Genomic DNA, 13,649 nt, shown 5'->3' on the forward strand with positions numbered 1-13,649 from the left:
TATTTAAAACTTCAGAAAACGAATTTTAAGGGTATTATTAACAATAATTAATTGACTTAGTGCCTGTTCTCACTTTTTTAAAAAGGCTTTCAAAGCATTTTGTGTAAAAGCTGATAAAACCAGTTCGCCGCTTATTGCAGCCTTTTGCGCAAGCAGTTCATCCCAATGCTCTGTACCACTCCAAAGGGTTTGTTTTAAATGGATAAGTGCTTCCGGATTGTACGACGCTAAAGTTTGCGCCAGGTTTTGTAAAGCGGCATCAAGCGAAGGAATATCATTATAAATTTCATTATATAAACCTTTTTCCTTTGCCCATACGGCCGTTTGAAAATCAGTGGCCCTAAGGCTGAGTTGAGAAAAAGCAGGCAAGCCAATTTTACGGATAACCGGCGGCGATATTACAAATGGCCCTATACCAATGGTAAGCTCGCTCAGTTTGATGGAAGCTGCACCGGTAGCCAGACAATAATCTGCCACGGCTGCCAAACCAACTCCGCCGCCTACCGCCTTGCCTTGCACACGTGCTATTATAATTTTAGGCGATTTACGGCAGGCGTTTATTACACCGGCAAAGCCCGCAAAAAACCGGGCGCCGGCATCTTTATCCTTAATTGCTATTAATTCATCAAAGCTTGCCCCGGCACAAAACGTACGGTCGCCTTCACTTTTCAGGATGATAACTTTGGTTTCGGGATTGTTTCCGGCAGATGCGATGGTTTCGGCAAGTTGCTTTAAAAGCAATGCAGGCATGGCATTTTGCGCGGGATGGTAAAAGCTAACAGTAGCTACACCGTCTGAAGAAATTGAAACAGAAACATTTCCGCTTTCTGCTGCCATATAGGTTATGTTTTAAAGATAGCGCTGCCAATATCAGAAGTATTTAAGTTACGCGCAACTTAAATTACAGGTTAAATTCACCTTTTAATAAGGGGAATTTCAAAATAAAAGGTTGCGCCCTTACCCAGTTCACTCTCCACCCCTATTTTACCATGATGATTACCGATAATTTCGGCCGAGATATAAAGCCCCATACCCAAACCACTTGCCATAAATTTTTTATCCTCAACACGGTAAAAGCGCTCAAAAATCCTGTCAATCTGTTCGGGTGATAAGCCTATCCCGAAATCGGTAACCGATACACGCGCTACATCATCAATAACTTCGGTTTTAATAATGATTCTTTTATCATCGGTAGAGTATTTAACCGAGTTGTTGATCAGGTTCATAATCACCTGCTCCAGGCGTTCGGCATTTCCGATGATAAGAACCTCGCCCTGTACCGTATTCACAAACTGAAACTCGGGGTAAATATGGGCTGCATTTTCGGTAGATGAGTTAACCAGATTACCAAGGTTTACCTCGCTTAACATATACTCAAGCCGGCCCGCGTGAATTTTGCTTACATCCAGCAGATCATTAACCAGTCGCTGTAGTTTATTGAGGGCTCCGCTGGCCTTTTCAACATATTGTTTCACCACGGGAGGCAATTCTTCTTTTTTATAGGCCGAGATAAGCTGTAGGTATCCCTTTAAACTGGTTAAAGGTGTTTTTAATTCATGACTGGCAACGCCGATAAATTCATCTTTCAGATCAAGTTGCTTCTTTTGCTCTTCAATATCAGTGGCGGTACCCACCCAAAATATGATCTCGCCGGTGTCATCCCTCAGCGGAACTGCACGGTTAAGGTGCCAGCGATAGGTATTGTCCCAGCGGCGGTACCTGTTTTCCAATTCAAAAACTTTTCCGCTTTTTAAGGATGCCAGGTATGCATCAATGGTTTTTTGCAAATCGTCGGGGTGTACTATTTGCTGCCAGCCCCAGCCTTCCGTCTCGCCGTATCTGCGGCCGGTATAATCAAACCAGCGTTGGTTGTAAAAATCAACCTCACCGCCGGGCAAGTTAGTCCAGGTCATCTGGGGAATGTTATTGGCCAGCAGCTTGAAATGCTCGCGGCTTATCAGCAAATCGCTGGTTCGGGCGCGCACGGTATCCTCCAGTTGGTTATTTAAACGTTCGGCAGCATCCTGTGCTTCCTCCAGCTGATCGTTCTTTACCTTCAGTTCCCATTCGGCTTCTTTTTGAATGGTTAAATCGGTAAGGATCAGGCTAAGCGCCGTACCTTCGTCAAGGTCAAGAGTTGTGCACGAAATTAAACAAGGCGTTAATTTATCATCACGGCTTGATAATAGCATCTCGCCCTTACAATCAGCGTCCCAACCATTGTTGATTATCTCATCATACTTATCGCAGGAGATCTCCGGAACAAAAACGTTAAATTTTAAGCCTATCACCTTCTCCAGGGGCTCATCCACCATAGCAGCAAAACGCGAATTGCTGTACAGTATAACGCCGTCGCGATTCAATGTAACCGCGCCTTCATTCATTTTTTCGATAAAAACGCGGTATGTTTGATCGGCAGTTTTAAGGGTGTAAAGCTGGTGTTCGTCGCCATTTTTTACAATCAGTGCGTCAACCTGTCCGTTTCGGATAGCCTCGATGGTATCATTGGCTTCTTCCAGGCGGAAACGGAGTTGGTCGTTTTCAACCAGCAACTGTTCATATGTTAATTTATCCGTTTCCATCATCAATCTTCTGTATAAATACCAAGCCCTCTCAATACCCTCTTCACGTCTGACATATCCCCTATCAGCCGCCGTTCCATACCCGGTGTTTTTTTCACCAGCAAGGGTAGGGCTATAATCTGTTCTGTTTGCGCTATGGATGGCTGCTGATAAACATCTATAATTTCGAGCGCATAATTGTCCTTTAAATACTTTTCGCAAATATCTTTCAGGTTGATCACGGCACGCGTTGAATTTGGTGATGCACCCGTAATAAACAGGCGTAGCCTGAAAATACCGGCACCATTGGCATCATCAACCGTTAAAGGCAATTGGTTTGGCTCTGTCATTTATATTTAGTTTACGGGCCGTATGTTTAAACCCACCAAAACTTTTTCTTCGTTTGATAAATCTCCTATAATTTTCCTGATTGGCTCAGGTACTTTCCTTACCAATGTTGGTATGGCAAAAATCTGGTCGCCCTCGGCCAGTTGCGGCTGCACCAACAGGTCAATCACTTCAATAACGTATTGACCTTTTAAATGTTCCTCGCAATATTTTTTAAGGTTAGCCAACGCCGTAACGGATTTAGCCGTTTTACCGGCTATATATAACCTTAATTCGTATTTTATATCTTCTGTTTCCATTATTTTTTCTTTTTAACACCTTCTTTCGGAGTATCAGCAGTTCCGCGGCGGATGTTGGTTATTTCCTGCCTGTTTTTTTCGAGAATGTTCTGCTTTAGTTCCTCTTCAAGATACATTTTATTCAGTTCTTCCTCGGCCGATTCAAACTCGGCCTGCAGGCTTGATATTTTTGCTTCAAGCATCATACGCTTGCGCATAACCTCCCTGTCTTTACGGGTAACTGCAAAATCACGCAACGCAACACCTGTTTTTTCTTTTAATTTCTGTGCCTCGCGTGCCGAACCAATCAGAACACCATCGGGACCAAGGTAAACGTCAACAAGGTCGAGCCCGTTATCGGTGATAATAAATTCACGCACCTGGTTGGAGTGTTTCATCCCCCGCGATTTCATGATATACATTCCGCGGTTGCGCTCTCCGTTACTTTCAATATCACGCACCAGCAGCCAGGCATCCACCAGTGATGAAACACCTTCGTCTGTTTGATCGCTGATAACCGTATTTAGCGTTAAGGCGGTGAACATTACTGTAATTTGCTCTTCCTGCAAAAAGTCAATCAGCCTGATCAGCATCGATTTCACCTCGCTTACCGAACCTACGGTTATCAGGTTGGTAATAGGATCAAGCACAACAGCCGTTGGCCTAAGCTTTTTAATAAGCTTGTAAATGGCCACCAGGTGCATCTCCAGCCCATACAATGTTGGCCGCGATGCATGAAAAAAAAGCAATCCCGAATCGACATGCTTTTGAAGATCGACATTGATGGATTTCATGTTGCGGATAATCTGCTTAGGCGATTCTTCAAAAGCGAAGTACAGGCACTTATTTTTCCTGTTACAGGTTTCGTTGGCAAAATAAGCGGCAATGCTGGTTTTACCGGTACCTGCCGTACCCGATACCAATACGCTGCTGCCTTTAAAAAAGCCTTTTCCACCCAGCATGTGGTCAAGCGCCGGTAAGCCTGATGAAATCCTGGCCGACGATACATCCTTTTCCAGCTTTAGGGAAGTAACCGGTAGAACCGAAATACCGTCTTCATCAATTAAAAAAGGATACTCGTTGGTGCCATGCTGCGAGCCGCGGTACTTCACAATGCGCAGCCGGCGGGTTGAAATTTGATTGATAACCCTATGGTCCAACAGGATAACGCAATCAGATACATATTCCTCGAGTCCCTGCCGTGTTAAGGATGAGCCTTCACCCCTTTCGCCGGTAATGATAGCGGTAACGCCTTTTTCCTTTAAAAAGCCAAACAGGCGGCGCAGTTCAGCCCTTAGTATGGTTTGGTTTGATAAACCTGAAAAAAGATTTTCGAGTGTATCAAGTACAACCCGTTTAGCACCTATGCTATCAATGGCATAGCCCAGGCGAATGAAGAGGCCTTCAAGGTCGTATTCGCCGGTTTCTTCAATTTCACTGCGGTCAATATGCACATGATCGAGCCTGATTTTTTTATCTGCCTGCAATTTATCCAGGTCGAACCCGAGCGAAGTTACGTTCATGGCAAGCTCATCGGCTTTTTCTTCAAAAGCCATAAAAACACCGGGTTCGTTAAATTCCATTGCTCCTCTTATAACAAATTCCAGCGAGAGCAGGGTTTTACCACAACCCGCTTCGCCGCACACTAATGTTGGCCTGCCTTTTGGCAAGCCGCCTTCGGTTATTTCATCTAAACCGTTAATACCGGTTGCTGTTTTAGGCAAGGAGGTATAACTAATATCCCTCTGCTTCTTTTTCGACATCGACATATAACTATTACTTAAAAAAATTACAATATGGCTAAATATCAGCCAATTAGTTTCTTTATTTTAATGGGATAATAATATCAATATTTATCAAATTGTTTTCGGGCTTTCAATTTTGTGAATAAAAAAGTATACATAAGCCTAAGATTTAAAAGGAAATCAAGGTATAACAAACTGTAAATTTTGAGTGCGTTTATTGTTAAAACATCACATAGATACTGAAAAAATAATTTTAAACATTTTGGATAAATATAGGTTCTGCGAAAGGGGAATATAACTGATTATATAAATTTTATCTTAATAATTATAAACATCCTTATCATTGTCCACAGCATTTGCGTATAACGCTCGTTGCCTAATTAATTTGCAGAAGATGGCCCAAACAAGCCGTTGATGTATTTGATAATTAATTGGATTATATTTATACGTTTTACCTATAAAATGAATTATCCGCCCAATAACCAGTTTAAACTTAACGAAAATGTTTTTCGCATCCTGATTGAACAATCGCCCTCGCCCGTAGCCTTGTATGTGGGGGCTGAAATGACTATCATGATAGCAAATAAAACCGTCATCGATATATGGGGGAAAGGGCCTGATGTAATAGGAAGGACATATTTCGAATTGTTGCCCGAACTGGAAGTCCAGGGATATCACGATGTGCTGCGCGATGTTTTTTATAATGGCACGGCTTACGAGGGCAAGGAACAGCAGGTTGACCTGGTGATGAACGGCCGCCTGGAAACGTTTTACTTCAATTTTACCTTTAAACCCCTGCGCGATGAAAACGGCGAGGTTTGGGGAATATTAAACACAGCTGCCGATGTTACCGAACTGGTGCTTACCCGTCAACAGCTTACCGAAAAGGAAGAACGCATGCAGTTTGCACTGCAAGCCGCCGAACTGGGCACCTGGGACTTGTACCCTAACCAACAGATTGTAATTTGGGATGACCGCTGCAAGGAACTCTGTGGTTTTAAAAAAGGCGACGATATAAAATATCCCGATCTGTTAACCTACGTTCATCCCGAGGATGCCGACAGGCTACGCATGGCGGTATTGAATGCCTACAATCCCGAAAAAAACGGAAGCTACGATGTAATTATCCGCACCATTAACGCCGATGGCTCGCTGAAATACTGGATCCACCTTAAGGGCAACGCATATTTTAATGAAGCCCGCGAGCCCATGCGTTTTACAGGTACCGTACAGGATATAACCCGCGAAATACTTGACAGGCAGGAACAGGAAAAACTGATAGCACTTATTAACAATACTGCCGATGTTGTTGCCCTTGGCAATATGCATGGCGATGTTACCTATATCAATAAAACAGGGTATGCCATGCTGGGTATCAGCACTGCCAAAGATGCACTGAGGCCCGGTATTGACTATTTTACTGATAGTGATAAACAAAGGGTTGCCGACGAGATTGAACCTTCGGTACGCAAAACCGGCCGCTGGAACGGCGAAATGCATTACCGCCATTTTGAAACCGGCGAAACGATTCCTGTATATTTAAGCTGTTTCAGGATTGATGATCCGCTAACCGGACAGGCTATGGGGATGGCTTCTGTTGCGCGCGACCTGCGGCCCGAAAAGGAAGCCCGTAATGAACAATACAAACTGCTCTCGCTTATTGATCATAGTTCGGATTTTGTAAGCCTTTCGGATCTGGACGGCAATGTGAGTTACGTGAACGCTGCCGGCCGCGCAATGCTGGGTATAAAAAACAAAGAGGATGCCAAGAGGCATAATAGCGAATACATTATGCCCGGCGAGCTGGAGAAGCTTAAAAACAACATCAACACCTCATTAATGAACAAGGGCCAATGGAGCGGCGAAGTTATTTACCGGCATTTTGAAACCGGCGAAGCTATCCCCGTTTATGGCACTACCATGCTGGTTTATGATGCGGCAACCGGCAAACCGCAGGGTCGCGCCAGCCTGGCCCGCGACTTACGCCGCGAAATTGCAGATAGAAAAGCCCTGATGGATAGCGAGCGCCTGCTGCAAAGCATCACCAATGCATCGCCGGCGGCCTTGTGGATGGCTGATAAAAATGGCGACATTATTTACGTTAACCAAACCTGGGTTGACTGGACCGGCATCCCTTATCAGCAGCATATAGGTAAGGGCTGGGCTAATTCGATCATTACTGAAGACAGGGAACGTGCTATTGCCACCTTTATCAGCGATTTGCAGGCCCGGCGTTTTTACGAGGTTGATTTCAGGATAAAACGCCGCGATAATGAAATTCGTTTTTGCATAGCCTCGGGCAATCCGCAGTACAATGCCGACGGCGATTTTACCGGTTATATTGGCACTTGTGTGGATGTTACCGATAAAATGACGGCCGAACTGCAGCTCAAACTCAAAAACCAGGAACTAAACGAACAGATAAAGCAGTTTGAATTTGTTACCGATTTTATGCCCGTACAATTATGGACGGCCCGTACCGATGGCGTGATAGATTATGTAAACAAGCGTGCTATTGACTACTTTGGCTTAGCAGCCAATAAAATAGCGGAGCCCGACTGGCTTGACGGCATCCACCCTGAAGATCAGCCCGGGTGCATTGAGGCCTGGAATACAGCATTTGCCACGGGTAACATTTATCAGTACGAATTTAGGCTGAAAGACAAGGCCGGTAATTATAAATGGCATCTTACCCGCGCCCTCCCCTTTATAATTGACGGAAAAACCATTAAATGGTTTGGCACCAACACCGATATTGACGAGCAAAAACAACTGCAACGCCAAAAGGACGACTTTTTAGGCATTGCCAGTCACGAACTTAAAACTCCCGTTACCAGCATCAAAGCTTACGCCCAGGTGCTTGGCGCCATGCTTGAAAGGGAAGGCGAACATAAAAAGGCCGAAATGGTGCTGAGGATGGATGCCCAGGTGAACCGGCTCACCAATTTAATTGGCGATTTGCTGGATGTTACCAAAATAAACTCGGGCAGGCTGCAATTCAATAAAACCTGGTTTGATTTTAATTCGGCAGTTAAAGAAACCGTTGAAGACCTGCAACATACCACCCAAAAGCATAAACTGGTTGAAGACTTTTCGGCAACGGGCAAAATCTATTCAGACCGCGACCGGATAAACCAGGTAATCACCAATTTAATTACCAACGCCATTAAATATTCGCCGCATACTGATAAAATTATCATCAGCACCAGGGTGGAGGGCAACGAAGCCATTGTTTGTGTACAGGATTTTGGTATTGGTATTCCCGAAGATAAAAAGGACAAAGTGTTTGAGCAGTTTTACCGCGTAAGCGGGAACAAGCAGCATACTTTCCCCGGTTTGGGGTTAGGATTATACATCTCATCAGAAATAATTAAGCGCGAAGGCGGCAGAATGTGGGTAAACAGCGTTGAAGGCAAAGGGTCTACTTTTTGCTTTGCTTTACCCGTAAATGGCGATAGTAATAGTTAATAACTGTTAAGCCATTTTTCTCAAATATTTCATCACCATTATTTCAGAGGGTTTAACCAAGCCCTTGCGCCTACAATGAATGCAAAAAATGTAAAAATTATGATTGCGGATGATGATCCCGGTATTGTTGATGCCGTGGAAATGCTGCTGAAATTTGAAGGTTACGAGGTAATATCAACGCTCGACGGATCGACAACTATCTTCGACATGAAACAGGAACAGCCTGATTTGCTATTGCTTGATATCTGGATGAGCGGTGAGGACGGGCGCGACATCTGCAAAAAAATAAAGCAGGACGAAGCCACTAAGAGCCTACCGGTTATTATGATCTCGGCCAGCCGCGATATCCGCGAATCGGCCATGGAAGCCGGGGCCGATGATTTTTTAGCCAAACCTTTTGAAATGGATCAACTGCTTAAAAAAATAGCCTACTATACTCAAAAGCGGGACGTGGCCTGATTTTAAAAATTCTTAACTGATCAACTAAATAGTACCCCTAATCCGGACAAGCCCTGACGACGGCCGTCTCACCCGGCCGCCGCTTAGCCCGGTGAACTTCGGTTTCATTAATCAGTTACGGCACAAAATCAACCTGAATAAAAAAACATTAACCCATAAGCTATGTTATTTATTATAACAAAACAACAAAAGCTATGGGAGTTTTACAACACGTACAGCACCAGATCGGGGCATTGAACGATCTGATTAAAATAAACAACGACAGGATTGCAGGTTATCAGAAAGCAAATGAAGCTACAGACGAAACCGGTTTGAATTTACTTTTTAATGAGTATATTGAACAAAGCAAAAATTACGTTAGTGAAATACGCGAATACATACACGTATTAGGTGGCGCACCGGCAGACGGTACAACCCTTTCGGGCAAATTTTATCATGCCTGGATAGATGTAAAATCGGTTTTTACAGGTAAAGACAGGCACAGTATTCTGGCCGGTTGTGAGTACGGCGAAGATGTAGCCAAGAAAGCCTACCGTGCCGCACTTGATGATAAGGAACTGATATGGGAAGATGAGAAGGTGGTAGCGATACTTACCGATCATCTTGAAGGATTAAAAAAAGCGCATGACACCGTAAAATCGTTAAGAGATGCGGTTAACGCCTGATAAATAATTATTGAATAAACAGATGAACAGCACCAACAGATCGTTTATTGAGGCGCATAAAAGCCTGCAGGTACCTAACTGCTTTGCGAAAGTATCGTGCACACAGGATAAAGTAATTTTCGCCCTTTCACAGTTGAAACAAGCTACCGTGGCCGATATTGCCGAAAAACTAAGCGAGTTTGAACCATCGGTAAATGCTTACACCCATCAAAAAAACGCCGCCGAAGTGCTCGATTACCTGTTTGCCAGGGGAATGGTTAAGATAACCCGCCTAAACGGCGAGTTAAGCTATAATCTGGTAGAGTGATTTTTCATTTCGGATTTCGGAATTTCGATTTCGGATTTATTTAATTTTTGATTTGAAATTTTTAAATCTGAAATTGAAAATTTCAAAATACCCAAATCCGAAATCGAACATCCGAAATCAGAAATCTCTTCACTACATTCCCGGCGAAACGGGTTTTGCCGAAACTATACTATCCACAACAAATACGCTAACGCCCCTCCAGGGTAATGTATGTGTATACTCTTTGTAATGCAGTTCGAGAAACGAGCCTGCATTACTGCTTAGTTGTTTAGCAACCTTCTCGTCGGTAACAGAAAACATAAATTCGTTCGAGCCTATGGTACCACCCTGCGTTTGCGAGCGGATGCCGCTTTGAATGAGGCGCCCTTCATAAGTCTTAAACAGGTACCCCTTTTTTACAAAATAGTTCATGGTGCCGGCTTTTGTTCCCTCGCCAAAAACAAAATAATACCTGAAATAAACAAATATGGTAACAACAAGCAGCAAAATGAGTGTGATAATAACCTTGGTTTTAGTTTTCATGCAGATGTATAATTTGCTAACTAAGCTACAAAAAGCTAACAGTTAAACAAACAGCATAAAGTGCGTGCAATTAAGCAGCGCCTTGTAACATTTCCTGTTCATTAAAACCACTTCCGGGAACTATCAATACGCCTTAATGAATTTTACGCTACCTTTACAGGCCTACTAATATCACATCAATGCCCGAAAACCAACATTTGATATTACCCGATGGAATTTTCAAAATCATATTTGAAAATTCGCCCGGCTCATTGTTGGTTCAGGCCGATGCCCCGCGGTTTACCATCATAGCGGCAAGTGACGGCTACCTCAGCACAACATCAACAAACAGGCAACAGATAGTTGGAAAAGGATTTTTTGAAGTTTTCCCGGATGATGCCGAAAATCCTGACGATGTTACCACCGCGCGCAAAATATTTACCAAGGTGGCCCAAACCGGGCAAAAAATTGATGTACCCTGTTATCGCTATGATGTGTACAATGCCGAAAGTAAAACTTACGAAAAACGTTTCTGGTCGTGCAGTAATATTCCTTTTACCTGTAATGATAAGGTTACTTACATCTTAAACACGGTTGTAGATATCACCGCCGAGGTAAATGCCAGGCAGGAAGCCATCGAAAGTGAACACCGGCTTCGTTTGGCCGCCGAAGCAACCGGCTTTGCTACATTTGATTGGAATTTGAATGAAGAAAAGCGTTACTGCTCGCCACAAATTGCAGAATTGTTTGGACACCCGCCTGCTACGGTATTAACATCGACCGATATATTCAATATGGTTCATCCCGATGATAGACCGGTGGTGATTGATGCTTTTAACGAGGCCGCTAATACCGGCGTTTTTGGGTACGAGTTAAGGGTGATCTGGCCCGATGGCTCCCTGCATTGGGTGTGCATTAAGGGCAAACAAATAGCCGATGGGCCGCGCAATTGTACTCGCGTGCTGGGTACGATACTTGATATTACCGAAAGCAAGCGCGACGAGATCAGGAAAAATGATTTTATTGCCATGGCCAGCCATGAGCTTAAAACACCGCTTACTTCAATAAAATCGTACATCCAGATCCTGGCTAAAAAGCTTGCCGACAGTAACGATAGTTTTGTAAGCAATGCCTTAGCCAAAGCCAATATCCAGGTAAACAAAATGACCGATCTGATTCATGGTTTTCTCGACCTGTCAAAACTTGAATCAGGTAAACTACAGTTTAAGCCCGAGTTGTTTGATATTAACCAACTGATAACAGAAATAATTACCGAATTTAACCAAACCTCAAGCAACCATAACCTAACTTTTACGCCCCAGGGCAATTTGAGTGTAAATGCCGACAGGGAAAAAATAGGCCAGGTAATCACAAACCTGTTAAGCAATGCCATCAAATATTCAAACAAAGGCACCAGCGTTGATATTAAAACGAGGCTTACAGATTCGGGCGCAAAAGTTTCGATAACCGACCGGGGTATTGGCATTAAACCAAGGGATCAGAAAAAGCTTTTTCAGCGTTTTTACCGTGTAGAGAACGAGAAAATCCGTAACGTATCCGGGTTTGGCATTGGCCTTTACCTTGCCGCCGAAATTATTCAATGCCATAAAGGCAAAATAGGCGTTGAAAGTGTTGAAGGCGAAGGATCAACTTTTTATTTTACGCTTCCGGCTTAATTGCCCGCTTCCTTAAAAGGAACAAGCTTCACCTTTTTGTACGATTGGATTAAAAACGCAACCAGTTCGGTTATATTCAGAGGTGGTTCGTCGGTGGTGATCGTTAGTTTATCCTTGCTGTTTACAAAATCAATATCAAAGTAGTAGTTTGGTGCATCCACCACCTGGTTGCCTTGCTTCCAGTTATACATTTTTTTCAGTTCGCTTCGCTTTAACAGGTAGTTGAGACTATCCAGTTGGGCGGCAGTAAGTTTGCCTGCATAATCGCCTTTATACGGATCTGCAAATTCGCCGCCTTTTAAACGGTAGGTACCATCGGCCCAAATGTTTATAGCAAGCTGAGGGCATTCGCCGTAACAGGTTGAAGATAAGAAACGCAGTTTTGAAAATTTGATACTGTTATCAAAGCTGGCTTTATAATTCTTAAACTCCTGTGGTGTACGGCCCGCCAGTTTAACCGCATTTTCATTCACTGCCTTTATCACCAATTTTTTTCCATCAAAATAATTGATAATAAACTTAGATACATCAACATGTTGTTGCTTAAAATCATCGGCACTGCTGCTATAAGTATCAATTATTTTAAGCGTATCGCGCTCAATTTTATAACCGTTTTTATGTTTATCAAAGCCATCGAAATTAAAATACACCTTTCCGCCGTTAAAGTACAGGTGACCAAGATCTTCAGAAATCCACTTTTCCGATTCGACTGTTGAGTGTTGTGCAAACACAGGGCCGCCAAACAAAATAAAAACGAACAGAAAAAGCAGACGATGTTTCATGTACATAAAACTTACAAACTCATATAATATTGGGTAAGCGATTCAAAATCATCAAATTTTTGATCATAATCATCGGTATTACCAAAGCCGTAGCTTACAAATATAAAGGGTAAGCCGGCCAGGCGTGTCTGCTCAGCGTCACCATTGGTATCGCCAATATATATGGGGCTTTGCAGGTTATGCTTATCCATTAATAAATGCATATTATAATTTTTAGGCATCTGGTTGGTGCCATAGGCCATAGTATCGGTAACAACATCGGTTATACCGGCCCAATTTAAAAACAAAGGTATAATACCTACAGCGCAGTTGCTCAGCACAAAAATTTTGTATTTGGTGGATAGTTGTTTGATCCCTTCTGTTACGCCTTTGTACATAACTCCGCCGCTGGTGGGCAAAATTTCGCGCCGTACCTGGTTTACTTCATAATAAATTTCCATCCCCGGTTCCTCGTCAAATTCGGGTAGCATTACTTTGGCAAGCCGTTTACCATCCAAACCAATAACGTGTAAAAGATCGTCGCGCCTGATAATCCGCTTTATATCATGCTTTTGAAAAATCAAATTCCATGATTCGGCGTAGGTATCAACGGCATCCCAAAGGGTTCCGTCCATATCAAAAATGAGGCTATCGGGTTTCTGCATAGGGGAAATTGTGTTTTTTGCTAAGATGAAAAATTAACATGAATTAATGTTCATGTTTTCTTCATTATTAATCCTCAACTTAGCATTGTGATAAGGTTAACGCGGGTCGGCTTAGCAGGAGGCTGACCCCGCAAAGAACCCCCGCCTCCCGGTGGGGGTTTCTTTTTTTAAGTCGAAAGTTTTTAGTTAATAGTACGAACCGACTTAAGACTTAG

Annotated in this window: 13 protein-coding genes; 5 read left to right on the plus strand and 8 right to left on the minus strand. The window is 43.2% G+C overall.

The window, feature by feature from the left end; translation table 11 throughout:
* Positions 1–69: 69 nt before the first annotated feature.
* From HYN43_RS11875 to kaiC, 5 genes are all read right to left on the minus strand, one after another.
* Complete coding sequence (locus HYN43_RS11875; protein WP_119409550.1) at positions 70–837, minus strand: enoyl-CoA hydratase/isomerase family protein; 768 nt, start codon at positions 835–837, stop codon at positions 70–72.
* 77 nt (positions 838–914) lie between these two features.
* Entirely contained in the window at positions 915–2,585 is a 1,671-nt protein-coding gene (locus tag HYN43_RS11880; protein ID WP_119409551.1) for a PAS domain-containing sensor histidine kinase, read from the minus strand.
* A complete protein-coding gene (locus tag HYN43_RS11885) occupies positions 2,585–2,911 on the minus strand; it encodes a circadian clock KaiB family protein (protein WP_119409552.1) in 327 nt (108 codons plus the stop codon). Before HYN43_RS11885 ends, HYN43_RS11880 begins: the two co-directional genes overlap by 1 nt.
* Before the next feature lie 6 nt (positions 2,912–2,917).
* Entirely contained in the window at positions 2,918–3,208 is a 291-nt protein-coding gene (locus HYN43_RS11890; RefSeq protein ID WP_119409553.1) for a circadian clock KaiB family protein, read from the minus strand.
* Positions 3,208–4,956, minus strand: a complete 1,749-nt coding sequence (kaiC, locus tag HYN43_RS11895; protein WP_342633828.1) for a circadian clock protein KaiC — start codon at positions 4,954–4,956, stop codon at positions 3,208–3,210. The genes HYN43_RS11890 and kaiC overlap by 1 nt, the downstream gene beginning before the upstream one ends.
* A gap of 438 nt (positions 4,957–5,394) precedes the next feature.
* Between kaiC and HYN43_RS11900 the strand changes: the two genes are divergently transcribed.
* The 4 genes from HYN43_RS11900 to HYN43_RS11915 all read left to right on the plus strand — a co-directional run bounded on the left by HYN43_RS11900 (position 5,395) and on the right by HYN43_RS11915 (position 9,831).
* The gene (locus tag HYN43_RS11900; RefSeq protein ID WP_162996428.1) at positions 5,395–8,400 is read left to right on the plus strand and encodes a PAS domain-containing sensor histidine kinase; all 3,006 of its coding nucleotides are present in this window, start codon (positions 5,395–5,397) and stop codon (positions 8,398–8,400) included.
* A 75-nt stretch (positions 8,401–8,475) separates the two neighbouring features.
* Positions 8,476–8,859, plus strand: a complete 384-nt coding sequence (locus HYN43_RS11905) for a response regulator (RefSeq protein WP_119409556.1) — start codon at positions 8,476–8,478, stop codon at positions 8,857–8,859.
* Between the two features lie 194 nt (positions 8,860–9,053).
* Positions 9,054–9,524: a ferritin-like domain-containing protein gene (locus HYN43_RS11910; RefSeq protein WP_119409557.1), complete on the plus strand. Its 471-nt coding sequence runs from the start codon at positions 9,054–9,056 to the stop codon at positions 9,522–9,524.
* Between the two features lie 22 nt (positions 9,525–9,546).
* A complete protein-coding gene (locus HYN43_RS11915; RefSeq protein WP_119409558.1) occupies positions 9,547–9,831 on the plus strand; it encodes a hypothetical protein in 285 nt (94 codons plus the stop codon).
* Between the two features lie 132 nt (positions 9,832–9,963).
* On the opposite strand, the gene HYN43_RS11920 is transcribed toward HYN43_RS11915, so the two are convergent.
* Positions 9,964–10,353, minus strand: coding sequence for a hypothetical protein (locus HYN43_RS11920; RefSeq protein WP_119409559.1), 390 nt, complete (start codon positions 10,351–10,353; stop codon positions 9,964–9,966).
* Between the two features lie 179 nt (positions 10,354–10,532).
* Here HYN43_RS11920 and HYN43_RS11925 point away from each other — a divergent pair, with 179 nt between their 5' ends.
* Positions 10,533–12,008, plus strand: coding sequence for a sensor histidine kinase (locus HYN43_RS11925; protein WP_119409560.1), 1,476 nt, complete (start codon positions 10,533–10,535; stop codon positions 12,006–12,008).
* Here HYN43_RS11925 and HYN43_RS11930 read toward each other — a convergent pair.
* Positions 12,005–12,790: a DUF6438 domain-containing protein gene (locus tag HYN43_RS11930; protein WP_119409561.1), complete on the minus strand. Its 786-nt coding sequence runs from the start codon at positions 12,788–12,790 to the stop codon at positions 12,005–12,007. The two genes, HYN43_RS11925 and HYN43_RS11930, sit on opposite strands and share 4 nt — an antisense overlap.
* Positions 12,791–12,801: 11 nt before the next feature.
* A complete protein-coding gene (locus HYN43_RS11935; protein WP_119409562.1) occupies positions 12,802–13,434 on the minus strand; it encodes an HAD family hydrolase in 633 nt (210 codons plus the stop codon).
* Positions 13,435–13,649 lie beyond the last annotated feature (215 nt).

The organism is Mucilaginibacter celer, from assembly GCF_003576455.2.
In the GTDB taxonomy this organism is placed as follows: Bacteria; Bacteroidota; Bacteroidia; order Sphingobacteriales; family Sphingobacteriaceae; genus Mucilaginibacter; species Mucilaginibacter celer.